General features: G+C 57.4%; 21 protein-coding genes and 4 tRNA genes. 2 read left to right on the top strand and 23 right to left on the bottom strand.

Annotated elements, in window-relative coordinates; translation table 11 throughout:
• Positions 1-18 precede the first annotated feature (18 nt).
• From SANT_RS01555 to trxA, 22 genes are all read right to left on the bottom strand, one after another.
• On the bottom strand, positions 19-1,602 hold the full coding sequence (locus tag SANT_RS01555; RefSeq protein ID WP_025420566.1) for an FGGY-family carbohydrate kinase: 1,584 nt from the start codon (positions 1,600-1,602) through the stop codon (positions 19-21).
• A 552-nt stretch (positions 1,603-2,154) separates the two neighbouring features.
• The gene (locus SANT_RS01550; protein WP_025420565.1) at positions 2,155-2,628 is read right to left on the bottom strand and encodes an NUDIX hydrolase; all 474 of its coding nucleotides are present in this window, start codon (positions 2,626-2,628) and stop codon (positions 2,155-2,157) included.
• A gap of 2 nt (positions 2,629-2,630) precedes the next feature.
• A complete protein-coding gene (locus tag SANT_RS01545) occupies positions 2,631-3,815 on the bottom strand; it encodes a DegT/DnrJ/EryC1/StrS family aminotransferase (protein WP_025420564.1) in 1,185 nt (394 codons plus the stop codon).
• Positions 3,812-4,810 (bottom strand): NAD-dependent epimerase/dehydratase family protein, encoded by a 999-nt coding sequence (locus SANT_RS01540; RefSeq protein ID WP_025420563.1) that lies wholly within the window; start codon positions 4,808-4,810, stop codon positions 3,812-3,814. The genes SANT_RS01545 and SANT_RS01540 overlap by 4 nt, the downstream gene beginning before the upstream one ends.
• 763 nt (positions 4,811-5,573) lie before the next feature.
• A tRNA-Pro gene (locus SANT_RS01535) sits at positions 5,574-5,650 on the bottom strand.
• Positions 5,651-5,729: 79 nt separating this feature from the next.
• Positions 5,730-5,816: transfer RNA gene (locus SANT_RS01530), tRNA-Leu, on the bottom strand.
• 14 nt (positions 5,817-5,830) lie between these two features.
• Positions 5,831-5,906, bottom strand: a tRNA-His gene (locus SANT_RS01525).
• 61 nt (positions 5,907-5,967) lie between these two features.
• Positions 5,968-6,044, bottom strand: a tRNA-Arg gene (locus SANT_RS01520).
• Between the two features lie 128 nt (positions 6,045-6,172).
• On the bottom strand, positions 6,173-6,913 hold the full coding sequence (gene wecG, locus SANT_RS01515) for a lipopolysaccharide N-acetylmannosaminouronosyltransferase (RefSeq protein WP_025420562.1): 741 nt from the start codon (positions 6,911-6,913) through the stop codon (positions 6,173-6,175).
• 27 nt (positions 6,914-6,940) lie between these two features.
• Positions 6,941-8,290: an ECA oligosaccharide polymerase gene (gene wzyE / locus SANT_RS01510; protein WP_025420561.1), complete on the bottom strand. Its 1,350-nt coding sequence runs from the start codon at positions 8,288-8,290 to the stop codon at positions 6,941-6,943.
• Positions 8,287-9,372, bottom strand: a complete 1,086-nt coding sequence (locus tag SANT_RS01505; protein ID WP_025420560.1) for a TDP-N-acetylfucosamine:lipid II N-acetylfucosaminyltransferase — start codon at positions 9,370-9,372, stop codon at positions 8,287-8,289. Before SANT_RS01505 ends, wzyE begins: the two co-directional genes overlap by 4 nt.
• Positions 9,369-10,619: a lipid III flippase WzxE gene (gene wzxE, locus SANT_RS01500; protein ID WP_025420559.1), complete on the bottom strand. Its 1,251-nt coding sequence runs from the start codon at positions 10,617-10,619 to the stop codon at positions 9,369-9,371. Before wzxE ends, SANT_RS01505 begins: the two co-directional genes overlap by 4 nt.
• Before the next feature lies 1 nt (position 10,620).
• Complete coding sequence (gene rffA, locus SANT_RS01495) at positions 10,621-11,742, bottom strand: dTDP-4-amino-4,6-dideoxygalactose transaminase (RefSeq protein ID WP_025420558.1); 1,122 nt, start codon at positions 11,740-11,742, stop codon at positions 10,621-10,623.
• Positions 11,729-12,472: a dTDP-4-amino-4,6-dideoxy-D-galactose acyltransferase gene (gene rffC / locus SANT_RS01490; RefSeq protein ID WP_025420557.1), complete on the bottom strand. Its 744-nt coding sequence runs from the start codon at positions 12,470-12,472 to the stop codon at positions 11,729-11,731. Before rffC ends, rffA begins: the two co-directional genes overlap by 14 nt.
• Complete coding sequence (gene rfbA, locus SANT_RS01485; RefSeq protein WP_025420556.1) at positions 12,450-13,331, bottom strand: glucose-1-phosphate thymidylyltransferase RfbA; 882 nt, start codon at positions 13,329-13,331, stop codon at positions 12,450-12,452. Before rfbA ends, rffC begins: the two co-directional genes overlap by 23 nt.
• Before the next feature lie 14 nt (positions 13,332-13,345).
• Positions 13,346-14,419, bottom strand: coding sequence for a dTDP-glucose 4,6-dehydratase (gene rfbB, locus SANT_RS01480; protein WP_025420555.1), 1,074 nt, complete (start codon positions 14,417-14,419; stop codon positions 13,346-13,348).
• Complete coding sequence (wecC, locus tag SANT_RS01475; protein WP_025420554.1) at positions 14,416-15,678, bottom strand: UDP-N-acetyl-D-mannosamine dehydrogenase; 1,263 nt, start codon at positions 15,676-15,678, stop codon at positions 14,416-14,418. The genes rfbB and wecC overlap by 4 nt, the downstream gene beginning before the upstream one ends.
• 4 nt (positions 15,679-15,682) lie before the next feature.
• Entirely contained in the window at positions 15,683-16,807 is a 1,125-nt protein-coding gene (wecB, locus tag SANT_RS01470; protein ID WP_025420553.1) for a non-hydrolyzing UDP-N-acetylglucosamine 2-epimerase, read from the bottom strand.
• Positions 16,808-16,913: 106 nt separating this feature from the next.
• Positions 16,914-17,966, bottom strand: coding sequence for an ECA polysaccharide chain length modulation protein (gene wzzE, locus SANT_RS01465; RefSeq protein ID WP_025420552.1), 1,053 nt, complete (start codon positions 17,964-17,966; stop codon positions 16,914-16,916).
• The gene (gene wecA, locus SANT_RS01460; protein ID WP_025420551.1) at positions 17,963-19,078 is read right to left on the bottom strand and encodes a UDP-N-acetylglucosamine--undecaprenyl-phosphate N-acetylglucosaminephosphotransferase; all 1,116 of its coding nucleotides are present in this window, start codon (positions 19,076-19,078) and stop codon (positions 17,963-17,965) included. The genes wzzE and wecA overlap by 4 nt, the downstream gene beginning before the upstream one ends.
• Positions 19,079-19,357: 279 nt before the next feature.
• Positions 19,358-20,617, bottom strand: a complete 1,260-nt coding sequence (rho, locus tag SANT_RS01455; protein ID WP_011412192.1) for a transcription termination factor Rho — start codon at positions 20,615-20,617, stop codon at positions 19,358-19,360.
• 391 nt (positions 20,618-21,008) lie between these two features.
• Positions 21,009-21,335, bottom strand: a complete 327-nt coding sequence (gene trxA, locus SANT_RS01450; RefSeq protein ID WP_025420550.1) for a thioredoxin TrxA — start codon at positions 21,333-21,335, stop codon at positions 21,009-21,011.
• 117 nt (positions 21,336-21,452) lie between these two features.
• On the opposite strand from trxA, the gene rhlB reads away from it, so the two are divergent.
• Both rhlB and gppA read left to right on the top strand, forming a co-directional pair.
• Positions 21,453-22,739 carry an ATP-dependent RNA helicase RhlB gene (gene rhlB / locus SANT_RS01445; protein WP_025420549.1) on the top strand — a complete coding sequence of 429 codons (1,287 nt, stop codon included), beginning with the start codon at positions 21,453-21,455 and terminating at the stop codon, positions 22,737-22,739.
• A 6-nt stretch (positions 22,740-22,745) separates the two neighbouring features.
• Positions 22,746-24,245: a guanosine-5'-triphosphate,3'-diphosphate diphosphatase gene (gppA, locus tag SANT_RS01440; RefSeq protein ID WP_025420548.1), complete on the top strand. Its 1,500-nt coding sequence runs from the start codon at positions 22,746-22,748 to the stop codon at positions 24,243-24,245.
• 60 nt (positions 24,246-24,305) lie between these two features.
• On the opposite strand, the gene rep is transcribed toward gppA, so the two are convergent.
• Positions 24,306-26,333: a DNA helicase Rep gene (gene rep / locus SANT_RS01435; RefSeq protein WP_025420547.1), complete on the bottom strand. Its 2,028-nt coding sequence runs from the start codon at positions 26,331-26,333 to the stop codon at positions 24,306-24,308.
• Positions 26,334-26,356: the final 23 nt, after the last annotated feature.

Raw genomic sequence — 26,356 nt, 5'->3', positions numbered from 1 at the left:
GCCTCTCCTTTGTTATTATCAGGCGTACTGCATTAGGGCGGCGGCACGTTGCTGATCATCATACATTTGTAAAAAGACGCGGTATTTCGCTGCAAAAAAACTGTGCTTTTCGGCATCGGCGGCAATTACCGCGCCGGGCCGCACCATTTGCCGCGCGGCGCTGGCGAAATCGGCATATTCGCCGCTGGCCACCGCGCCGAGCAACGCCGCGCCGAGCGTCACCACGTCCTCTTCCGCCGCCAGATGCAGCGTGCGGCCGGTGGCATTGGCGTACTCTCTCAGCCACAGGGTATTGCGCGTCACGCCGCCGCATAAAAAAAGCCGCGATACATGATGCCCCGCCTGTTGCATAACATCGATGATATGCCGCGTCCCCAGCGCGATGCCCTGCAGCGTCGCCAGATATTGGCGCGCCAGGCCATCGCGGCCGCGCTCAAGGGTCAAGCCGAACACCGCCCCGCGCGCCAGCGGGTCTGCCCGCGGGGAGCGGTTCCCATGATGATCCGGCAACACATGCAGCGCCCGCGTGGGGAAAGGGTCGCGTTGCTCAAGATCGCTCACCCATTCGTTTAATAGTTGCCAATGGCTCACGCCGCGCTGTTTGGCCTCCTGCTCTAATGCCGGCCAGGCCTCATGCTGAGCGATAGTCCACTCCACCAGCGCGCCGGCGGCGCTTTGGCCGCCTTCGTTCAGCCACCATTCCGGCAGCATCGCATTCCAATAGGGCCCCCATACGCCGGCAACTTGACAGGGCTCGCGGCTGACGATCATGTGACAATTGGACGTCCCACCGATCAATGCCAAACTCCCCTCGGGATCCCCGGCCAGCAGCGCCAGACCGCCCGCATGAGCATCGATGATACCGGTGGCTACCGCGATGCCCTCCGGCAGGCCAAAAGCGCGGGCGGCCTGCGGGCTGAGTTTGCCGGCGGCGCTGCCCAGCGGCAAGATGACGGGCGGGATACGTGCCAGAACATCCTCAAGCCCCATCGCGCTTAATAGCGAAGCGCTGAACTGATTTTCATGGGCGAGGTAATTCCATTTGCAGGTTAAGGTGCAGACGCTGGCAATATCGGCGCCGGTGGCTTTCCACACTAAAAAATCCGCCAAATCCAGCAGCCGGGCGCATTGCGCATAACGTTCAGGATAATGCCGCTTTAACCACAGGATTTTGGGCAGTTGCATTTCCACGCTGACCTTGCCGCCCACATACTGAAGGGCGCGATCTTCCGTAGCGTTGATCTCTTCAGTCTCGCGGGTCGCCCGATGATCCATCCACATGACGATGTTACGCTGCGGATCGCCGCTGGGGGACACCGAGAGGGGCTCGCCTGCGCTGCCCAACATGACTAGGGAACAGGTGGCGTCAAAACCGATGCCTTTAATGCGTTCAGGGGCGATATGCGATGTCGTCACCGCTTCCCGCACCGCTTCCCCTACCGCCGTCCAGATTTCATCTGACGATTGTTCTACGCAATGGCCTTCATCATGAAACTGACTGATAGGACGGGTGGCGAAAGCCAAACGCTCGCCCCGGGAGGAAAACAACCCTGCTCTTACGCTGGCCGAGCCGGCGTCAACGCCAAGATAATATCCATTCATGGGAACAACCCTATTGCTACCTTGAGTTAGCATTATATTTGCGCTAAATGAAAATTCAAAAGATTTGTAGCGGATGTGTGATATGGATCCTGCTTCGTCACTATCCTACTAATTTGCGGATACGTTGGCTAACTCGAATTAGTTGATTAACTTAAGCCAGGATACCGCATGTTTTAGCGGGCTAAGGGGCCCTGGCTGCTGTAACACGGTGCGATACGGATCTGCGATAGCGTTGGCGGTTAGCGGTTAGCGGTTAGCGGTTAGCGGTTGGCGGTTAGCGGTTGGCGATTGGCGGTTAGCGATTGGCGGTTGGCTAGGGCTAGGGCTAGGGCTAGGGCTAGGGCTAGGGCTAGGGCTAGGGCTAGGGCTAGGGCTAGGGCTAGGCTAGGCTAGGCTAGGCAAGTATCAAATAGGCAAGAATGCATTGTTTATTGTAACCACGAGCATTGTTTATTGTAACCACGAATATAGCCGCGGAAGAGACATCAAAAGCGAGCCGAGCCCTAGCAATTTTGCCTCGCTCTGGTATTCAATCCACATCATTACGCGTGGTTACTTTCCTGGAACGTCATAGAGGGAAAGATTATCCAGATAAAACTGAATATAATGGCGATACTCCGCCTCGGTATTGCCGGGAAGGTGTTCGATAGGCATGAACTTGAGATCTTTTGACTCTTCTGCGTTCATCCTTATCTCTCCACGATAGTTTCGGCAAAGATACAGCGCCGTTATGACGTGTATTTGGTCCTGGTTAGGCAGCGTGAAAAAGTACTCAATGCCAGAAAATATGTTTAAAAACTTGAGGTTTCCAACCGTCAGTCCCGTTTCTTCTAACACTTCGCGTCGCGCGGTCTCTTCTAATGACTCACCCAGCTCAAGCAACCCTCCCGGCAAACCCCAATGGCCGTTCAATCTTTGTTGTAATAAAATATCGCCTCTTTCATCCAAAATGATGACATTCGACCCCGCCAATAATAAAGGCCGGTGACCGATCATGGCTCTCATGTCTTTTACATATCTGCTCATTATTAACTTCCGTCAATGTAATTTGCAATTCGGTGCGCTTGGCGCTGTATTTTCGCTATTGCTGATGATATTAGCGCAATATCATTCAATGGCAACAAAGGATAGATAGGTAGACAAAGAATAGTTGCAGCGATATTTTCACTCGCGGGCAATACGGTCGCGTTGAATTCCTTATAGGCTTTCATTTTATGTACCACGGGAAAGAAATAGCGCCTTGTTGGTATGCCCTCGGCACATAAAGCCGCCTCCAAAACGTCCCTATCACAGCCGAACAGGTGTTTATCCACCCGGATAGAAAAATCCTTATGGGTACTCAAAACATTGTTAGGGATATGCTGTAGGCTGATACCGGGAACCGATTTCAATCTCTGCGTATAGGCATTAGCGGCTGCATTGCGTAATCTGATATTTTCCGGCAACAAATCGAACGAAGCGACCCCCATCAGACAGCTTATTTCGTTAAGTCGTCCATTCGTGCCTACATAGGTACAATCATAATCGCCTGGATTGCCATACTCTCGATACGTTCTCAATCTTTGCGCTAACGCCGCGTCGCGGGTAAAGATCAATCCACCCTCACCAGTAACCAGCGTTTTCGTTGGGGTGGTGCTGAATACTTCAGCGTCACCGAAACGACCAATCTTGATGTTATCCAATGTGGATCCCATGCCGTGGGCCGCATCGAATATGAGCTTGATATTATGTGCTTTAGCTAGCTTTTCGAGCGCCAGGCAATCCGCAGGCACACCAAAGACATGGACCGCAAGTATCGCTTCAGTCTGGTTGGTTATTTTTTGCGCGAGATCGCTGATGCTTATAGTGTATGTATCCGGACAGCAATCAACAAACACCGGTTTAGCCCCGGCTTGTACAATCGCATTAGCAGATGCACAAAATGTAAACGACGGCACCAACACCTCCCCCGTTATGCCAAGCGCTTGCAAGGTAAGCGTCAGGCCAATGGTCGCCGACGATACCGCAACGACATTCATTTGTGCGTCTTCGCTATACGCCTTTGCCTTGTCTTCGTATGCCTGTAAATATTTCCCTTTGGTAAGCATTCCGGAGGCTAAAATTTCCGCTAGGCTCTCTTTTAAAACCGCAATAGAAGGAATATAAGGTTTCAAGAAGGGTATTCCTTGCGTGAAGGCTTTCTCTCCACCCAGAATAGCGGGTTTACTTTTCATGGCAGCCCCCTGACGAGCAGGTTATGTTCCAGGGTTTTAACATTGCTGTATATATTTAAGTTAGGGTCAGGAATTAAATGACTTTTCACCAGCATTTCAATCTCTTTTATGCCTTTTTTAAGGTCATACTCAGCAGCAAACCCTAACTTATTCCTGATACTTGCAAAGGCCACTTTATAACTTCGATTATCTGTAATGGATGCGTCACTTTTTACGACAACGCCCGGTATGCAGGAGCAGATCACCTTCCCCAGCCCAGACAGGTTAATGTTTAGTTTGTCATCACCAACATTGTAAATATCGCCGCTGATTTTTTCGTTTGACGCTGCCAAAGCGATTGCTATGGCTCGAGCCACATCTCTGCAATGGATAAACGGCCGCCATTGTTGCCCGCCATGAATGATGCATTCCCTTCTGTTAACCGCATTAGCGGTCATACCATTGACGGCTAGATCAAACCGCATTCTCCTTGAGGCGCCAAAGACGGTGGCGAACCTGCATATCGTGACGGCCATATCCTCTTTGTAAGCCTGGGCGATGGCCTCACCCTGGATTTTTGTTTCTGAATAATAGTCCACTGGATTCAGCTTTGACCGCTCAGTAAAAACATCCTCGCCATAACCGTACACGCTACAGCTTGAGGCAAAGAGAATATGTTTAACCTTTTCTTTTGCCGCTACGTCGAATAGCTTTTGGGTCGCGACCACGTTGACTTCGTTACAAATTTCCTTGTCAAAAGCGCACGCCGGATTGCCGACAATCCCGGCCAGATGAACAATTTTATCAATATTGACGACCGCCTTTCGGAGATGCGCGGTAATCTGAATGTCCCCTTGTTGCATCTCGAAATGGCTTAACCCATAAAAGGGGCGTAACCCGGACATGCCGAAGGTTCCATTATCAATAACGCGAACCCTATGTCCCTGAGAAAGAAGGAGTTCAACGAGGTGTGTACCAATATAGCCCGCTCCGCCTGTCACGAGAATCCTTTCCATATTCCTTTCCCCTGTACATTGGTCTACCGACCCTGCCTGCGTTGGCAGCGATATTCACTTTCTCTACGGCTAACATCAGTGCTATCTTTATTAATAAATGATATTAATAAACTTTGTATAATTAAGTAATTTTAAATTCTGCGGTCAACTAATAAAACAATAAACCTGATATTGTTTAATACTGTTATAGCATGTGATGTTTACGTTGATATGTGATGCGCTTCTTATTTTTAATTAAGCAATAACCTTTTTTGTACATTTTTATCTTTATTACTAAAACACGTAAATTCATGGCTTTTTGTTTATTAAGGCTTATTATTGATTTTACTACAGCATAAAACGCCGTTTTTTTTACAGCAACAATGACGGGGCTCGGATTTTCAGCGTCTCATTTCTGTCATTATAAGTGAAAGCTGATTCGCTTTTGCTGGCTTAAGACCATTATGCAAACAGGTTATTTTAGCGGGAATTATCCCCTCATCCTCACTAAGAAACCGTAATACATCGCCGTTGGTAAAGCCAAGGTGATATCGTGTCATAACGCACGGCCGTTTTGAAAACGTTTAGTCCTGTCTTCACCGCAGTGCTGGCGACAGGAAGCGCCTTAGCAGTCCCGCCCCCGATCGCGGTTCCACAGGAGTCAACATCAAAACCGGGCTGAGCAGCGGGAGCATGAGGGCAAAAAAAAACAGCAAGTCATCATGACTTGCTGTTGTCTTTTACGACCTTGTCTGGATATCGCGCAACAAGATCGTTGAGAATATGGTCGGCGAGAGAGGATTCGAACCTCCGACCCACTGGTCCCAAACCAGTTGCGCTACCAAGCTGCGCTACTCGCCGAGGTAATACGCCGCGTAGGCCCCTGGAACAAACTCAAGCGGGGTGCCAACGGGCAGGTAATGCTGACAATTCAAGGATGTGGTGCGAAGAGAGGGACTTGAACCCTCACGTCCGTTAAGACACTAACACCTGAAGCTAGCGCGTCTACCAATTCCGCCACCTTCGCATGCCCACTGATAATGGGGTGACTGATGGGACTCGAACCCACGACAACTGGAATCACAATCCAGGGCTCTACCAACTGAGCTACAATCACCATTACTGATTACTATCGCAACGCGGCATAGGACTTACCACGGCTCTGCGCACAAACGTGATGGTGCGCCCGACAGGATTCGAACCTGAGACCTCTGCCTCCGGAGGGCAGCGCTCTATCCAGCTGAGCTACGGGCGCGTAGCGCCGTTGCGGGTGGGGATAGTACGGATTTACGCGCCGGCTGTCTAGTGGTTTTTCAAAGAAATGATGCGTTTGGTTACCCTTTGCTCACTTGCGTCGCCGCCCTGCCCTTCCCCCTTCGCCCGCTATAGGCGTCCGCTGATATGATAGCCCAAGTAACGCAGAAGTTTAAGCTGACGCTGCAGGCGCGACGGCTGGCTTAACAGCCGGTAAAGCCACTCCAGCCCCAAATCCTGCCACACCTTGGGCGCGCGCTTGACGTGGCCGGTAAACACGTCATAAGTGCCCCCTACGCCCATATACAGCGCCGCAGGATATGCCCGCCGGCATGCCTGCATCAATTGCTCCTGACGCGGCGAACCCATGGCAACGGTGACGATAGCGGCCCCGCTGGCGCGGATGCGTTCTATCAGCGCCGGTTGCGCGTCGGCGGTGAAATAGCCGTCTTGCCGGCCGACGATGTTCACATTCCAGCGCACGCGCAGCTGCGCTTCGGTCTGCATCAGCACCACCGGACGGCCGCCCAGCAAAAATACCGGCACGCCTTCCCTGCCGGCGCGCGCCATGAGATCTTCCCATAAATCCGCGCCCGCGATACGGCTTACCTCGGCATGGCGATATTTGCGGCGGATGGAACGTACGATGCTGATGCCGTCGGCATACTTATATTCCGCTTCGTCAAGCAGCTGTTTCAGCGCCGCATCCCGCTCGGCGCTCAGGACTTTTTCAGCGTTAATCGCCACCAGGGTGCCGGTTTTCAGCCGCCCGCCGGCAAACAAATAATCGATAAATTCCGCCCGGTCGCGAAACCCCCAGAGGGCCAGGCCGCGAATTTGATAATGGGGAACCCCGTCGTTATTATGCATTATATTCTTCCCATGGGGGGTAATCGGTTACGGCACGGCGCGGTGGTCGTTCAATCTGGCGCTGCGCGGCCGTATCAGCCCCACATGACGGAACAGCAAGAACAACAGTTTGGCCGCGATTAAACACAGCCCGAACACCAGGCAGAAAAACACCACCCGTGATACAAACGCATCCAATCCTTCACGCGCCAGGACTATCATGTTGAATACCGCACCAAAACAAAAGGATTGCAAGAGCGAGGCGCGGTAGCGATCGCCCGCCGCCGTGCCGCGCTCATAGAGCGTGTCGAACCCCTTGATGATAAGCCCGACCACGACAGCGCCCAGCGGGATGAACCCAACGCCGCCCATCACAATCAGCGAACCGATAAGCGTGGGTGAAATCGCCAGGCCTGAATGGTTGTTCAGCACTTCCCAGGTAAAATAATTCGCCGTATTCAGCACCAGCGAAGGCCGATCCGGCCACAGCCAGCCGGGAATGAAGACATAAAAATCACGAACGATAGGTGCTAGACCCTGAAAATCTATGTGTCCATAGTTCTGCAGCAGCAGCGCCAGGTTTTCCCAGGGCGAGAAGGTGTCGCGCGTTAGATAGAGAAAAGTATAGAACGCTTCATCGCCGCTGACATTCAGCCCGTAGCGTTTCAGCGCTAGCCAGAACATGCCCGCGATCGCCGCTACGCCGGCGCCCGCCAGCATCCACAAGGTGATCCAGCCGCGCTGGATACCGATGAACAAAAACAGCGCGAAGGCAATAATGATATTGGCGCGCGTGCCGCCCACCACGATATAGGTGAAAATACCGAAGGCAACCGTGGCGATAAGAAAGATTATCCAGCTGCGCCGGGTAGGGTTCAGGAAATAGATCAGCAACATTGCGGGAATGAAGAAATAAAAGAAACGCTTTAGCGCGACGCCGGAGACATCGCTGGAAAAGATCTGGCTATAGGCATGCAACCGGAACAGCAAAAAACCGTTATGGATGAAAAACACCATCACCGTTGCCACGGCGATGAGCGCCAGCAGCAGCCACAGTAAATGGATCTCGGTACGGCTGATGCTGAACCAGGGCGGCCGCGGGCCGCGCGGGCGGGGGAACAACCGGGTTCTGTAGCTGACATAGTAGATGCCATAGAAGGCGGTCGCCGCCAGCAGCGATTCCAGCAGGTTTTCCACCGGCACCACCTCGACGCCATAGCGGTACACCAGCAGACAAGTAAAGGGAAAACCGAGATAGAACGTCAGCAGGTATAACACCGAAAAGAAAACATTGAAATTAAACCTGACCCGCCGGAATTCCCGGTAGGTTAGCGACAGAACCAGCGCCAACGACAGCAAATAGACCACCAGCAGGCCGCCGAACTGCGCCAGCGTCATAGCGGTACCCCCGCGGCAATGGACAACGCCTGACGCCAGCCATGCAGGATATTCGGGTAGAAAAAGGCGATACGCGCCGGATCCTGCGCCAGCATGCGCCGCTGCGTTTCGCGGATAAGGGCGGGGTCGAGCGCGTCATCCTCATACAGCACGGGCACCTGCTGCGCGACCAAATCCTGGCAGAACGGATTGTGCCGGCTAAGTACGAATGGCAGGCCCAACTGAATCAGCAGGCTCAGCGTGCCGATGCCCTGCTGGCGCCGGAAGAGGAAATAGCCGGCGTCGCATTCCTGCAACAGCGCGAGATAATCGTTAAAGGCCAGCGGTTCGGTGAGGATCCGCACCTGTCCCTCGGGGAAGCAGCGCTCGCTTTCCGCGCGCACCGTGGCGATATAGGTATCGTTGTCGGCGGGATAGCCCATCGGCACGATGATCTTGACCGCGCTGCCGAATTGATGATGAATGGCGCGCAGCGCCTGGCAATGGCGGTTGGAGGGGTCCCCGGAATTGCCCACCAGCAGCGTTAGCGGCCGGTTGCCTGCCTCCGCTGGCGCCACCCGCACGATATCCGCGGCCAGCCGGGTAGGGAAATAGAGTAGCGAAGCCGGCACCGACGGATGCCGCTGGCGATAGCAGGCCAGATCGCCGCGGGTGGCGAAGACATGACCGACCCGCCCCTGGGCGCGGCGGCGCAGCACATAGAACAGCCGGTGGCGCAGGCGGCGCGATTCCTCATACAGATCCGCGCCCCATACGTGCCAGCTTATACGCGCAGGGCGGATTTTGCCCGCCAGCATCGCCAGCCAGAGCGAGGGATTGAATTGGCCGTGCAGAAAATAACGTTCGTCCGGCGCCGCGGCGGCGCGGCGCACCAGCGCTTTGGTCAGTGCCCGCTTACTGTCAAAACGCTCGATATCCAGCTGACCGTAGCCGGAAAATGGCGCGCCGTCCGGGGCGACCACCATAAATCGCCGGGTGTGCGCCGGCGGGCAGATTGCCGCCAGCGTATCATTAAAGAAACGCAGCACCGTCAGATTATGATGGGGGATATCGGATCCCAGCACATGTATCAAATTGCTCATTTTTTCCTGAGATAAAGTAGGAATACACCGCTGCACAGCGCGAAATAAACGATATAGGTGGCCATATAGGCCTGGGTCGCGCCCAGCGCGCCGTGGCGCGGAATAAGCCAATGGGAAAAGCCAGTCAGCAGCACAAACTGGCTTATTTCAGCCACGAGATAAACGCGCAGCGCGGCACGGGCCACCACCAGGTAGCCAAAAACATAGGCACCCACCTTCAGGACATCCCCCACCAGTTGCCAGGCAAACAGCCCGCTCATGGCGCTGAACTCGGCGGAAAACAACAGCCGGATCGCTACGTCCCGCAATAGCCAAAGCGTCAGGCTGACCGTCGCCACCGCCGGCAGCACAAAGCGCAGCGCACGCGCGATTTCCCGCGCTACCGACCGCTTATCATTTAATCGCGACAGCGTGGGCAATAAATAAACGGTAAACGAGGCGGTGATAAACTGCAAATAGGCGTCCGAGATACTGCTGACGCCCTGCCAAATCCCCACCGCCGCCCAACCCTCCGTGCGGGCCAGCAAATTACGCATCATCACATAGGCCACCGGCAGGGTCACCGCGGTGATAAGCGCCATGACGGTGAACTTGGCCAGCAGCGCGGCATAGCCGCCGTCCCAGGCGGGCAGCAAGAATGAGAGCGGCAGCTGGCGCCGGTAGCACAACATGAACAGCACCGGCAGCAGCGCCATCGCCGGCAGTAGCGCCAGCCCGGCCAGCGCGCCCGCGTAGCCGCCCAGCCGGTAGCAGACAAAAAAGGCGGCGACGCCAAGCAGGCTGCCGACGCTGACGGCTAACGCATTGCCGGCGGCGTCCCGATATCCTTTTAAAATCGCCAGCCCCAGGTTGGCGCAGGCGATCCCCAGTTGGATAACCGCCAGCGCCACGACGGCATCCCGATACCGCTCATGGCCGAACAGCGCGCGGCTGACCGGATCGGCGGCAAAAACAAACACCGCCGCCAGCAGCAGCGAAGAAGCAAGGACCATCGCCGAGCCGGTGCCCAGCGCCGCGCGCAGCCGATCCGGTTGATGCTGATGCTGCGCCACCAGTTTGGTCATTCCGTTGAAGATGCCGGCGCCGGACAGTACGCCCAGCACCGTGACCAACTGGCGAAAATTCCCCGCCTGCCCCACGCCGTCGGGACCGAACGCCACCGCCAGCACCTTCACCACCAGCAGACCGGCGCCGATTTTGATAAGCGTGGATAGCGCGGTCCAGACGGATGCGTTCGCCAGCGACATATCAGTTGAAGTAGCCGTATATCGCGTCAATGACGCGCTGCTGATCGTCGTCGCTTAGATTGTAAAACAGCGGCAAACGCACCAGGCGCTGACTTTCGCGCTGAGTATGGCGATCGCTGCCGTGGAACCGACCAAAGCGGCGCCCCGCCGGGCTATCGTGCAGCGGAATGTAATGAAAGACGGACAAGATATCCGCCGCTTTCAAATGGCGGATGAAACCGTCGCGATCGTCGATATCCCGCAACTTGACATAGAACATGTGGGCATTGTGCAAACAGGTGGCCGGCACCGTCGGCAGCGTCAAACCGTCCAGCGACGCCAGCGCAGACGCGTAACGATGCCACAGCGCCAGGCGCCGTTGATTGATGATGTCCGCCGCCTCCATCTGTGCCCATAGATAGGCGGCCTGAATATCCGCCATGAGATAGCTGGAACCAATATCGCGCCAGGTATACTTATCCACCTGTCCACGGAAAAATTGGCTGCGGTTGGTGCCCTTTTCGCGGACGATTTCCGCCCGCTCAACGAGGGCCGCATCGTTAATGAGCGTCGCGCCGCCCTCACCGCCGGCGGTATAATTTTTGGTTTCGTGGAAACTAAAGCAGCCGATATGGCCGAGGGTGCCGAGGGCGCGCCCTTTATAGGTCGCCATGACCCCCTGCGCGGCGTCTTCCACCACCCACAAGCGGTGCCGCTCGGCGATCGCCATGATGGTATCCATTTCACAGGCCACGCCGGCATAGTGAACCGGCACGATAGCGCGGGTTTTGCGGGTGATCGCCGCTTCTATCAGCGCCTCATCCATGTTCATCGTGTCCGGGCGGATATCGACGAAGACAATCGTCGCGCCGCGCAGCACAAAGGCGTTGGCGGTGGACACGAAGGTATAGCTCGGCATAATCACTTCATCGCCGGGGCGGATATCCAGCAGAATAGCCGCCATCTCCAGCGAGGCGGTGCAGGAAGGCGTCAGCAACACCTTCGCGCTGCCGAAACGCTGCTGGAGCCAGTGTTGGCAACGCTGGGTAAATCCGCCGTCGCCGCACAGCTTGCCGCTGCCCATCGCGGTCTGCATAAAGCCCAATTCGGTGCCGACCACCGGTGGCGCGTTAAATGGAATCATGAGGTCCTCGGTATAACCAATGCGCGGCATGCACTACCCGTGCGCCGCTCGCCAAATAAAGCCGCAGCGCCGGCAGGTTGGCGGTTTGCGTCGCCACCCACAATTGCCGGAAGCCGCGGCTGCGGCACCAGCCCAGCGCCGCGCGGCACAGCAATTTGCCCGTGCCGCGACCGCGGGCGGCGGGGGACACCGCCAGCAGGCCGATACGCGCCGCTTGCCCCCCGATATCCCGAAGCGTTACCAGCCCCGAAATACCGTCGGGCCCCTGCGCCACCAGGCAGAGGTGATCAAAACTGCCCCGTACGGCATTTGCCACCCACTGCGCGTAAAAGCGCTGGCGCTCTTCGTCGCTGAACCACGGCGCCCGAAAGCGGCTTTGCACCAACGTCTGCGCCGCCAGCGCGCGCAGCGCGGATATATCCGCCTCCCCCGCCAGCCGCATTTCCGCCGCCGGCAGCGCCGCAGCGCCCGCGACCGGCGCGCCGCCGGCGCAGGCCGGCAGGGTATAACAGCAGTCCATTTCGCCTTCCACCGGCCGAAATCCGATGGCGCTAAGCGCATCCATTTGTGCCGTGGCCTGCGCCGCCACTTTCGCCTGCACCAGCGCAAATCCCGTCAGCGCCGACGGGGTCAAACGCGGCGCGGCGTCGTCAAACACGACGCGGCCCAGGCGGCGGCCGAAAAACTCGCTCTCCCAGGCCAGGAGGTCAATACTGGCGCGGGCGGACATGGAGCAGATCCATCAGGTATTGGCCGTAGCCGGTTTTCGCCAGCGCCTGCGCCGCGCGCCGCACGCCGTCATCATCGAGCCAGCCGTTGCGCCAGCCGATTTCTTCCAGACAGGCGATTTTGAATCCCTGGCGCTTTTCGACCGTCTGTACAAAGGTACTGGCCTCTATCAGGCTGTCATGGGTGCCGGTATCCAGCCAGGCGAAACCGCGCCCCAGCAGCTCGACCTGCAGCCCGCCCTGCTCCAGATACATCTGGTTTATCGAGGTGATCTCCAGCTCTCCGCGCGCCGAAGGCGTAACCCGTCTCGCGAACTCCACCACCTGGCGATCATAGAAATAGAGACCGGTTACCGCCCAGCGGGAGCGGGGATGGGCCGGTTTTTCCTCCAGCGCGACGGCGCGGAAATCGTCATCGAACGCCACCACGCCGAACCGCTCGGGATCCATCACCTGGTAGGCGAACAGCGTCGCGCCCTGCTCGCGCGCGGCCACCTGCCGCAGTTTGGGGCTAAAGCCCTGACCAAAATAGATATTGTCGCCAAGCACCAGACAGCAGCGGTCGTCGCCGATAAAGCTTTCGCCAATCAGGAACGCCTGCGCTATTCCCTCGGGACGGGGCTGGGCGGCATAAGTCAGACGAATACCGAACGCCTCGCCCGCGCCGAGCAGCCGCTTGAATAGCGGCATTTCTTCCGGGGTGGTGATAATCAGGATGTCGCGGATCCCCGCCAGCATCAGCACCGACAGCGGATAATAGATCATCGGTTTGTCGTACACGGGCAACAGTTGTTTGGAAATCCCGCGGGTGATCGGATAGAGGCGGCTGCCGCTGCCGCCCGCCAGAACGATACCTTTCATCTGTTCTCCTCGCCTTACTGGCCCGGCCCGAGGCCGAGACGCTCGCCGCGATAGCGACCGTCCAGCACCCGCTGCCACCATTCATGATGGGTTAGGTACCACTGCACGGTCTTGGCCAGCCCGCTGTCGAAGGTTTCCTGCGGCCGCCAACCCAATTCGCGCGCAATCTTACCGGCGTCAATCGCATAACGCCGGTCGTGCCCCGGCCGATCTTCCACCTGCGTGATGAGCTGCCTGAACGCGACGACGCCGGGGGGATGAGGCGCACCGGCCTGCTCCAGCAGCCCGCACAGCGCTTCTACTACGTCGATGTTGCGCCGCTCGTTATGGCCGCCGATGACATAAGTCTCACCAGGGCGGCCGCGGGTCACCACCTGATAGAGGGCGCGGGCATGATCCTCCACATACAGCCAGTCGCGGATCTGACCGCCGTCGCCGTACACCGGCAGCGGTTTACCCGCCAAGGCGTTGATAATCATCAACGGGATCAGCTTTTCCGGGAAGTGATAGGGGCCATAATTATTGGAACAATTCGTCACCAGCACCGGCAGGCCAAAGGTGCGCATCCAGGCGCGCGCCAGGTGGTCGCTGGCGGCTTTCGAGGCGGAGTAGGGACTGCTGGGCGCATAAGGCGAGCTTTCGTTAAACCGGCTACCGTCATTGGGCAGGTCGCCGTACACTTCATCGGTGGAGACATGGTGAAAGCGAAAGGCGGCGCGCGCGGCCGTAGGCAGGGTCTGCCAATACCCGCGCGCCGCTTCCAGCAGAATCGAGGTCCCGGTGATGTTGGTATCGATAAACGCCGCCGGGCCGTCAATGGAGCGATCGACATGGCTTTCCGCCGCCAGATGCATGATGGCATCCGGCTGGAACTCCGCGAGCAGCCGCGCCATTGTCGGGCCGTCACCGATATCGGCGCGGGCAAAGCGATAATGGGGATGGTCGGCGACGGGTGCCAGCGAGTCCAGATTGCCGGCATAGGTCAGTTTATCCACCACTAACACCCGATCCGCGGTGGCGCCGAGAATATAGCGTACCAGCGCCGAGCCGATAAACCCCGCGCCGCCGGTAATCAGCAGGCGTCTCATCGCCAGACTCCGCGCGTATCCACCACCCAGCGCTGGCGGATGGCGGAAGGCGCGAGGGCGCGGAATTGGCGATGATCCACCAGCATAACCAGAACATCGGCCGTCGCCAGCGCCTGGTCCCTGTCCGCCAGGGTGACCAATCCGTCCAACGAGGCCGGCAACGCGTCGACATTCGGCTCCACCGCCAACGTCTGACCGCGATGCCAGCGGGCGATGAGCTCGGTCACATGCAGCGCCGGGCTTTCACGCAGGTCGTCGATATCCGGTTTAAACGCCAGCCCGAAGCAAGCGATGGTCACATCGCTACTGCCGCGCCCGCTGTCGTTAAGGCAGTCCGCCACCGCCGCCTTCACTTTTTCCACCACCCAATCGGGTTTGTCGTCATTCACCTGGCGCGCGGTGCGGATAAGCCGCGCCTGCGCCGGATTCTGGGCCACGATAAACCACGGATCCACCGCGATGCAATGGCCGCCGACGCCCGGTCCCGGCTGCAAAATATTGACCCGCGGATGGCGATTGGCCAGCGCTATCAGCTCCCAGACGTTGATTTGCTGTTCCGCGCAGATGACCGACAGCTCATTGGCAAAGGCTATGTTCACATCGCGGAAGCTATTCTCGGTCAGCTTGCACATTTCGGCGGTGCGGGCATTGGACACCACGCACTCACCTTCCAGGAAGATGCGATACAGCTCGGCGGCGCGCGCCGAGCAGCGCGGCGTCATGCCGCCGATCACCCGATCATTTTTAATCAGCTCCACCATAATTTTGCCGGGCAGCACGCGCTCCGGGCAATAGGCGATATTGATATCCGCCGCCTCTCCCGCCTGGTGCGGGAAGGTCAGATCGGGACGCGCGTCCGCCAGCCAGCCGGCCATCTGTTCAGTTGTTCCCACCGGCGACGTGGACTCAAGGATTACCAAACATCCCGGCGCTAAAACCGGCGCCAGCGATAACGCCGCCGCCTTGACATAGCTCAGATCCGGTTCATGGTCATCCTGAAAGGGTGTCGGTACGGCGATGAGAAACGCGTCCGCCGGCTGCGGCTGGCTCACCGCCCGCAGCAGCCCCTGGCGCACGGCATCGGTCACAACCCGGTCCAAATCCGGTTCAATGATGTGTATTGCGCCGCGGTTAATGGTGTCCACCGCATGCTGATTTGTGTCTACGCCTATCACCCGTTTGCGGCGCGAGGCAAACGCCGCGGCGGTGGGCAGACCGATATACCCCAGTCCAATAACGGAAATTGTGTCAAAATTCATGGATTCACCTGCTATCTTTTTTTAATACCGTGATAATCCGCTCACAGGCATGGCCATCGCCGTAGGGGTTATGCGCCCGGCTCATCCGTTGATACGCCTGGGCATCATTGAGCAACTGCGATACCGCCTGGTGAATCGCCTGCTCGTCCGTCCCTACCAGCCGCACGGTGCCGGCCGCCACCGCCTCCGGCCGCTCGGTGGTATCGCGCATCACCAGCACCGGTTTCCCCAACGAGGGAGCTTCTTCCTGGATCCCGCCGGAATCCGTCAGAATAATCGTGGCGCGATTCATTAAATAAACGAACGGCAAATAGTCCTGTGGATCAATGAGTTTTATATTGGCGATACCGCTCAGCATACGGTTTACCGGTTCGCTAACGTTAGGATTAAGATGCACCGGATAGACCACCTGCACGTCGGGGTGATCGAGTGCAATACGCGCCAGCGCGGCGCAAATACGCTTGAAACCGTCGCCAAAGCTCTCGCGGCGGTGGCCGGTGACCAATATCATCTTCTGCACACCGTCGAGAAACGCGTAACGCTCATCCAGGCTGGCGCGCAGCCCGGCATTACTGATTACCCGGTCCCGCACCCAAAATAGCGCGTCAATTACCGTATTGCCGGTCACCGCGATGCGCGCCGCCGGCAGCCCTTCAGCCAGCAAATTGGCGCGGGCATTGTCGGTGGGCGCGAAATGCCAGCGGGCCAGGTGGCCGGTCAATTTACGATTCGCCTCCTCCGGCCAGGGAGAGGAGAGATCGCCGGTGCGCAGGCCCGCTTCCACATGGCCCACGGGGATATGTTGATAAAACGCCGCCAGACTGGCGGCCAGAGTGGTGGTGGTATCGCCATGCACCAGCACCACGTCTGGACGGAAGTCGTCCAGGACGGGCTGCATGCCGGTCAATATGCGGCTGGTTATCTCGCCAAGGCCCTGCGCCGGGCGCATGATATCCAAATCGTAATCGGGCACGATCGCAAACAGGCGCAACACCTGATCCAGCATCTCGCGATGTTGGGCCGTCACGCAGACGCGGGTCTCGAAGGCCGGATCAGCGGCCAGGGCCAGAACCAGCGGCGCCATTTTGATGGCTTCCGGCCGTGTGCCAAAGACGACTAACACTTTCACAACAGTTCCCTTTATTCTGAGCAAAGCCGGCAACGGCTTGGAATACATTCGGCCGCGCGGCTAACGGCAGCGGACTATTCCGACAGTTTAATGCCTGTCGGCGGCATTAACGACGGCGCGCCAGCGCGACGCCCGCGCCCAGCAGCATACCTACGGCTCCCCACAGCACAAGCAGGAACAGGCGGCGTGGCTTATCGCGTTTTACCGGCTCTTCAGGGGTCCTCAAATAACGGTAGGTCTTAAAGCTTTTGTTTAAAACCGGCCCTACATTGAGGGTAGTCAACATCGCGCGGTTTTGGTCGTAATCGGTATCATAGGCCGGTCCGGCCGCCTGCAGAGCGTCCAAACGTGCCTGCAGGAGCGGGTGTCCCAGCAGAAACATTTCGGATTGCGGCAAATTCTCAGCGGCGACGTCGGTTCGGCTGCGGTCGATACCCTGCGCGAGCGCCAGTTTCAACGCCTGATTAAGCTGTTGCTGCTCGCGCTGATAGACCGCCGCGGCCACCGCCTCCTGCCGCTTCACCTGCGCTTTGAGCGAAACGGTGCGCGCGGCCCAGGCGGCCATAACATCCTCATTGAGAAGGTTGGCCGCGCGCTGGTTGGCGAAATCCACATAGCGACGCAGCAGCTGATTGGCGTCCGGCGCGGTCTCCGCCACCAGCCGCGCGCTGTCGGGCAGTTTTTTCACCTCGTCGCGCGGCAGGAACTGAATGGCGTTGATCAACTCATCCAGCAGCACCGCGTCGGCGTGGACGTCGCCCTTTTTGCGCGTTTGATAATAGGGGCTGGCGAGCCAGAAATCCCGGCGGGTGTCGTAGGATGCGAGCTGGCGCAAGAATTCCTGATACGCTTCATCGGCAATCGAGGGGGTGTCAGAGGTCGGCAGCGCGGTATTTTTCACATCCAAATTGCGCAAAAACTGCTGCTGGGAGAAGTAGCCGCCCAGTACATTCACCGTCGGTTTGTCGGTAATGGCGATGGCGGTCCACTCCTGGCGCACCACGAAGGAGTATATAAGCGCGCCCAGCGCAAACGCGAGCGCATAGGCGATGACGGTAACCTTGCCGCGCCACAGCACGCATAGCAAACCGCGCAAGTCCAGTTCATTGTCGATAGCCTGTCCCCGGCCGGCGGAGGAGGGTGAGCTAGCAGGTGTCATTTTCGCCCCGAATTTCCGTTTAAGGTGGTGTTTTTTTTGTAGTGGCTAAGCCGCCGCTTGGTTCGCTTGACGAAGCGGGCGACCCGCCAGGCGCATTTCAGTACGTAGCCATACAGTAAAAACACCCCGATCCACAGCAACAACATGACCGACTCCGGCCAGCGCAGCCAGCGTTCCCCCGCCACGCCGAAAAACGCCAGTAGCGCGGCGGTGAGTGTAATGATGATAAACGCCTGGCGCGAGCTGAAGCCCGCGCGCATGATCAGGTGGTGAATATGCTGCCGGTCGGGCGCAAACGGGCTCATGCCTTTGCGCATCCGGCGGTACATAATGGCTATCATATCCATCAGCGGCACGGCGATGATCCACAGGGCGGTCACGGGATTCATCGGGTGCCCCCAGCCCTGGGTGCTTTGCAGCAACAGCCAGATAATCGTGAAGCCGATCATGGTGCTGCCGGCATCGCCCATAAACACTTTATAGCGTCGGCCGAACACCCCAAGGTTTAATAAAATATAGGGCAAAATGGCGGCGATCATGGCAAAACACCACAGCGCCAGGCCTGGATTATTGTCCAACGTGAGCAGGATGCCCATGGCGCCAAGAGACACGCAGGAGAGGCCGCCCAACAGGCCGTCGATACCGTCCACCATATTGAACGCGTTGATCGCCGCCCAGACGGCGAATAGCGTCACCAAGTAACCAAATGGCCCCAGCACCATTTCCCACGGCCCGAAAATGTAGCCCAGGCTATTAATATAGCGGCCGCTGAAGACCATCATCGCCACCGCGACCAGCGCCTGGATGATGGCGCGCGCCACCACGCTGATATCGAACCGATCGTCAAGCGCGCCGGTCACGACCAGGACGCCTGCGCACATCAGGTACAGCGACACGTGAGGAATATAATGATCCGTGTAGAGAAAGGCGAAGCAGATGCCGGCATAAATGGAAATACCGCCCACCAGAGGGATCTGCCCCTGGTGGCGTTTGCGGTAGTTGGGCTTGTCGACCAGGCCTATTTTTTTGGCAACCTTGCGCGCTAAAAACAAAAAGAGCAAAGAAAACAGAAAAATAGCAACAAAATCAGTACTCATATTGAGTATGTTCACAATAGAAAGCTCTCTGCATCCATCAGGTCGTTCAATGCGTCACCATGGTTTACGCCTCAACTCCGATGCCTTACTCGTCACTGAGTTTTGTGACAACGAAATAGGGTTTCTGTTATCTCTTTATGTTCCACCTGAATCTCCGTCAGGCGTGCAGATAGGATCAAAATCGCCCGGACAGGCACAGACGCGTGTAACCGGACACACCAAAGATGTGACTATCCTAGCATTAGAAAAGAAAAACGCCACGTTCTCACGTGGCGCTACCCGAGTTTTTGTGACTTACGAACGTTTCATCATGTCGAAGAATTCATCGTTGGTTTTGGTCATCGCCAACTTGTTCATCAGGAATTCCATCGCATCAATTTCACCCATCGGGTGGATGATTTTGCGCAGGATCCACATTTTCTGTAGCTCTTCCTGAGTGGTAAGTAATTCTTCTTTACGGGTCCCTGAGCGGTTGTAATCGATCGCCGGGAAAACACGTTTCTCGGCGATTTTACGCGACAGGTGCAGTTCCATGTTGCCTGTGCCCTTGAACTCTTCGTAAATCACTTCGTCCATCTTCGAGCCGGTATCGATAAGCGCGGTGGCGATGATGGTCAGGCTACCGCCCTCTTCCATATTACGCGCGGCGCCGAAGAAACGTTTCGGACGATGCAGGGCGTTGGCGTCGACACCGCCGGTCAATACCTTGCCGGAAGCGGGTACGACGGTGTTGTAGGCGCGCGCCAGGCGGGTAATGGAGTCCAGCAGGATTATAACGTCTTTCTTATGTTCAACCAGGCGCTTGGCTTTTTCTATCACCATTTCGGCGACCTGCACGTGGCGAGACGCCGGCTCGTCGAAGGTCGAAGCGATGACTTCGCCTTTCACCAGACGCTGCATCTCGGTCACCTCTTCCGGACGTTCGTCAATCAGCAGCACCATCAGCACGCAGTCGGGGTGATTATAGGCGATGCTTTGGGCGATATTTTGCAGCAGCATGGTTTTACCGGCTTTCGGCGGCGCCACGATCAGGCCACGCTGGCCGCGGCCGATAGGCGAGGCAAGATCCAGAACGCGCGCGGTCAAATCTTCGGTAGAGCCGTTACCGCGCTCCATGCGCAAACGCGAATTGGCGTGCAGCGGCGTCAGGTTTTCAAACAGGATCTTGTTGCGGGCGTTTTCCGGCTTGTCGTAGTTGACTTCGTTGACTTTCAGCAGCGCAAAGTAGCGCTCGCCCTCTTTCGGCGGACGGATCTTGCCGGAAATGGTGTCGCCGGTGCGCAGGTTAAAGCGGCGGATCTGGCTGGGGGAAACGTAAATATCATCGGGGCCGGCAAGGTAGGAACTGTCGCTGGAGCGGAGAAAACCGAATCCGTCCTGCAAAATTTCCAGCACGCCATCGCCGAAGATATCCTCGCCGCTCTTGGCATGCTGCTTGAGGATGGCGAAGATGATGTCTTGTTTACGCATGCGGGCCAGGTTTTCCAGCCCCATATTCTCGCCGAGGGTCACTAGCTCTGAAACCGGCGTATTTTTTAATTCGGTAAGGTTCATAATGGTGGGTTCTTAAACTCGGGGTATATCTCGAACTGATTTTGTGGATGGTATGGCAGCGTAAAACCGTGCCTGTCTATGGCATTTAATCCCGGGAAATCCCGTTTGGGCTGATGAACAGCGACTCATGCAATATGAATAACAAGAAGACTGAGATTAAGAGTGCCTAACAACGGATTAATTTAAATCCCGCCTGCCTGACGCCCTCGTTGGTCACGTTTGGTACTTTCTTACAACGGGGTGCGGGCAAAGAGTAAAGCTCAGATTCAAACTACAGGTAAGATCACAATGCAGTGGACATAAACTTAGCATGGTTCTTGATGGGCGTCTAGCGGTCAATATGAGAAATGCTTATGAACGCCAGCGCCCAGAGGAAGATGCGCAATACCGCTTACAGATTTGCGTTAAGGAACTCTTTCAACTGTCCTTTGGACAGGGCGCCAACTTTGGTGGCTACCACTTCACCATCGCGGAACAGCAACAGGGTGGGAATACCGCGGATACCATACTTAGGTGCAGTGGCCGGATTCTCGTCGATGTTCAATTTAGCGATGGTCAGTTTGCCGTCGAATTCATCAGCGACTTCTGCCAGAATAGGCGCAATCATTTTACAAGGACCACACCATTCGGCCCAGAAATCGACCAAAAACAGCCCTTTGGCCTGTAATACGTCCTTTTCGAAGCTGTCGTCACTCAGATGAATAATTTTATCGCTCATGTTTTACTCCACAGAATTATCGTTACCTGCCGTTGCAGCAATGACCAACAACAGGTTGACTTTATTTCACTGTATACACTTTCGTAATGCAATAGTTAACTGTTATTCTACCACACTATGAGCAAAACACACTTAACAGAAAAGAAGTTTTCCGACTTCGCCCTGCACCCGTTAATCGTTGAAGCGCTTGATTCTAAAGGCTTTAACAATTGTACGCCCATTCAAGCGCTGACTTTGCCCATTACGCTTGCGGGCAAAGACGTCGCGGGCCAGGCGCAAACCGGTACCGGCAAAACGCTGGCCTTTCTAACGGCCACGTTTCATCATTTACTCACCCACCCTGCCGCCGAGGGGCGTCAAACCAATCAGCCGCGCGCGTTGATTATGGCGCCTACCCGCGAGCTGGCGGTGCAAATCCATTCCGATGCCGAACCATTAGCCCAGGCGACCGGCCTGAAAATGGGGCTGGCCTACGGCGGCGATGGTTATGATAAACAGCTGAAAGTGCTGGAAGCCGGGGTCGACATCCTGGTGGGCACCACCGGCAGGCTGATTGACTACACCAAACAGAATTACGTCAATATGGGCGCCATTCAGGTGGTGGTGCTGGACGAGGCCGATCGAATGTTCGACCTCGGCTTTATCAAAGATATCCGCTGGCTGTTCCGCCGGATGCCCGCCGCCGCTGAACGGCTGAACATGCTGTTTTCCGCCACCCTCTCTTATCGGGTGCGCGAGCTGGCGTTCGAGCATATGAATAACGCCGAGTATGTTGAAGTGGAGCCGCTGCAGAAAACGGGCCACCGCATACAAGAGGAGCTGTTTTATCCTTCTAATGAAGAAAAAATGCGCCTGCTGCAAACCTTGGTCGAGGAAGAGTGGCCCGACCGGTGTATCATTTTCGCCAATACCAAGCACCGCTGTGAGGATATCTGGGGCCACCTGGCCGCTGACGGTCATCGCGTCGGGCTGCTGACCGGCGATGTCTCGCAGAAGCGGCGCCTGCGCATCTTAGAAGAGTTTACCCAGGGCGCGCTGGATATCCTGGTGGCGACGGACGTGGCCGCCCGCGGACTGCATATTCCCTCCGTGACCCACGTTTTCAATTATGATCTGCCGGACGACTGCGAAGATTACGTCCACCGTATCGGCCGGACCGGCCGTGCCGGCGAGAGCGGGTGTTCCATCAGCCTGGCGTGTGAAGAATATGCATTGAATCTTACCGCGATAGAAAGCTATATTGGCCATCAGATCCCCGTTAGTAAATACAACAGCGACGCACTGCTGACCGACCTGCCCGCGCCAAAACGGTTGACCCGCCCCCGCAACGGCAGTGGTCCCCGCCGCAGCGGCGGCCCGCGGCGCAGCGGCGCGCCGCGCCATAACCGTAAACGTCCGGGCTAAACGCAGATGATAAGCGCCTCCTCACTCTATGCCGCCATTGACTTAGGCTCCAACAGCTTTCATATGTTGGTGGTGCGTGAGGTGTCCGGCACCGTCCAGACGCTGGCGCGCATCAAGCGTAAAGTGCGTCTGGCCGCCGGGCTCAACGGCGATAACCGGCTTTCCAGCGACGCGATGCAGCGCGGCTGGCAGTGCCTGCGCCTGTTTGCCGAACATTTGCAGGATATCCCTCCCGCCCACGTCCGCGTGGTGGCCACCGCCACCCTGCGCCTGGCCACTAACGCGGCGGAATTTCTCGGCCCGGCCAGTGATATTCTGGGCTGTCCGGTGCAGGTCATTTCGGGCGAAGAAGAGGCCCGGCTTATCTATCAGGGCGTCGCCCACACGACCGGCGGCTCCGATGAACGTTTGGTGGTGGATATCGGCGGCGGTAGCACCGAGCTGGTAGTGGGGCGCGGCGCGCAGGCGCTGGAATTGTTCAGTCTGGAAATGGGCTGCGTCACCTGGCTGGAGCGCTATTTTAACGACCGCAGCCTGACACGGGAAAACTTCGAGCGGGCGGAGCACGCGGCGCGCGAAAAAATCCGCCCGGTCGCTTTCCGACTGCTGGCCCGGGGCTGGCAGGTGTGCGTCGGCGCCTCCGGCACGGTGCAGGCGCTGCAAGAAATTATGGTTGCCCAGGGGATGGATGAACATATTACGCTCAGCAAACTGCTGCAGCTTAAACAGCGCGCCATTCACTGCGGCAAGCTCGAAGAGCTGGAAATCGAAGGTCTGACGCTGGATCGAGCGCTGGTGTTCCCGAGCGGGCTGGCGATTTTGCTGGCGGTATTTGCCGAACTCGGCATCAAGACCATGACCCTGGCGGGCGGCGCGCTGCGCGAGGGGATGATGTACGGCATGATGGCGTTGCCGGCCGGCGGCGATATCCGCCAGCGCACCCTGGAAAACTTGCAGCGCCGCTATCAGCTGGATACCGAGCAGGCGCAGCGGGTCGCCCGGCTAGCGGACGGATTCGCCCGTCAGGTGGCCGAGACCTGGCAATTGGACGAGCGATGTTTCACGCTTTTGCGCTGCGCCAGCATGATCCACGAAATCGGCCTAAGCATTGATATTAAACGCGCTCCGCACCATGCCGCCTATCTCGTCCGCCATACCGACCTTCCCGGTTTTACCCCCGCCCAGCAAAAGCTTATCGCCACGCTGCTGCAAAACCAGAGCAACCACATCGATCTCACTCAGTTGAATGAGCAAAATAGCCTGCCGCCGCGCATCGCTCAACGCTTATGTCGGTTGATGCGGCTGGCGATCATCTTTGCCAGCCGCCGGCGCGACGACGCGTTACCCGCGGTGGAGCTGCGCGCCATGGACGAGACGCTGCACGTCCTGTTACCCCACGACTGGTTGAACCAGCATCCGCTGCGGGCGGAATACCTGGAGCAAGAAAGCCAGTGGCAGAGTTACGTCCACTGGCCGTTACTGCTGGAAGAAGCACCGCAAAGCTGAGCGATCGGCTCAGCTTACGCCCCGTCGCGGCCGCTGTTGCCGCGCTAAGCGGGAAATAGCTTAGCCGCCCTCGCCGCGCGCCTTGGCCAACTGAGCGCGAAGACTGGCCAGATGGCCCTGTCCACGGCTCATCCGCTCCTCGGCGCTGACCGGTTTACGCACTTGCTCCCACGCCAAATCGTCCTGCGGCAGTTCCAGCAAGAAGCGGCTCGGTTCCGGTTTGACCAGTTCACCGTATTGACGCCGCTCGCGGCACAGGGTGAAAGTTAATTCCTTTTGCGCGCGGGTAATGCCGACATAAGCCAGGCGGCGCTCCTCATCAATATTGTTCTCGTCGATACTGCTTTGATGCGGTAACAGTCCCTCCTCCATGCCGACCAGGAAGACATAGGGAAACTCCAACCCCTTAGAGGCGTGCAGCGTCATCAGCTGCACCTGATCCAACTCCTCCTCGCTCTCGCCGCGCTCCATCATATCGCGCAGAGTAAAACGGGTGACCACCTGATCAAGCGTCATCGCCTCATTCAAATCGGAGCCGGTAAGCATCTCGGTCATCCAGCTGAACAGCTGGTTAACATTCTTCATCCGCATTTCCGCCGCTCTCGGACCGGGAGAGCTTTCATACAGCCAGCTTTCATAGTCGATACCGTGGATGAGTTCACGCACCGCCGCGACCGGCTCCCGCTCCGCCTGGCGGGCAATGCCCGCCAGCCAGCGGGTGAACTGTTGCAGCGATTCCAGGCCGCGGCCGCTCAGCGTTTGCTCCAGGCCCAGATCGAAGCTGGCGGTGAATAGGCTCTTGTCGCGCTGTGTCGCCCAGGTACCCAACTTCGCCAGCGTCGCCGCGCCGATCTCCCGGCGCGGCGTGTTCACCATTCGCAAAAACGCGCTATCGTCATCGGGATTGGTCAGCACGCGCAGATAGGCGAGCAGATCCTTAATCTCGGGGCGTGAGAAAAACGACGTGCCGCCGGAGATGCGATAAGGAATGCGGTTCTGCATCAGCATCTTTTCAAACAGCCGCGACTGGTGATTACCGCGATACAGAATGGCGTAATCGCGATAGCGGGTCTTGTTGATGAAATGGTGGGCGATCAATTCTCCCACCACCCGCTCGGCCTCGTGATCTTCATTATTGGCGGTGACAACCTTTAGGATTTCGCCATAGCCCAGCCGGGAAAACAGCTTTTTCTCAAAGACATGCGGGTTGTTGGCAATAAGAATATTGGCGGCGTTGAGTATGCGCTCGGTGGAGCGGTAGTTCTGCTCCAGCTTAATCACCGCGAGCGTCGGGAAATCCTGTTGCAACAGCGCCAGATTTTGCGGTCGCGCGCCACGCCAGGAGTAAATCGACTGGTCATCGTCCCCCACCACGGTGAAACGGCCCCGCGGCCCTACCAGCAGCTTTACCAGTTCATATTGGCTGGTGTTGGTGTCCTGATACTCATCCACCAGCAGATAGCGCAGCCGGTTTTGCCAACGCTCGCGCACCGCCTCGTCGCGCTGCAGCAGCTTAGTGGGTCGCAGGATCAAATCGTCGAAATCCAGCACATTGCAGGCAACCAGATGATTGTCGTAGAGCTCGTAACAGTGGGCGAACAGTTTATCCCGCTCGGAACGCGCGGCCGCCGCGGCCTGCGGCGGCGACAACAGATCATTTTTCCAGTTGGAGAGGGTGGCGGTAAGCTGATTAAGCAAGTCTTTGTCCCCTTCCAGCCACGGCTCGGTGAGATCCTTTAACAGCGCCAGTTGGTCCTGCTCATCGAACAGCGAAAATTTAGCCTTCATGCCCAATGCTTTATATTCGCGCTTGATGATAGCCAGCCCGAGCGTATGGAACGTGGCGACGGTTAAGCCGCGCGCCTCAGCGCGGCCCAGGGTTTGCGCCACCCGCTCTTTCATCTCCCGCGAGGCTTTATTGGTAAAGGTGACCGCCGCGATATGGCGCGCCTGGTAACCGCAACCGCGGATCAAATGGGCGATTTTATTGGTGATGACCCGCGTTTTACCCGAGCCGGCGCCGGCCAGCACCAGGCAGGGTCCAGTGACAAATTCGACGGCTTGTTGTTGGCTCGGATTAAGGCGCATTCGTTATTCCCGGGCAAAAACGG

The organism is Sodalis praecaptivus (assembly GCF_000517425.1).
Classification (GTDB): Bacteria; Pseudomonadota; Gammaproteobacteria; order Enterobacterales; family Enterobacteriaceae; genus Sodalis_A; species Sodalis_A praecaptivus.
The sequence above is the reverse complement of the archived record's forward strand: the minus strand, read 5'-3'. Positions and strand labels throughout refer to the sequence as shown.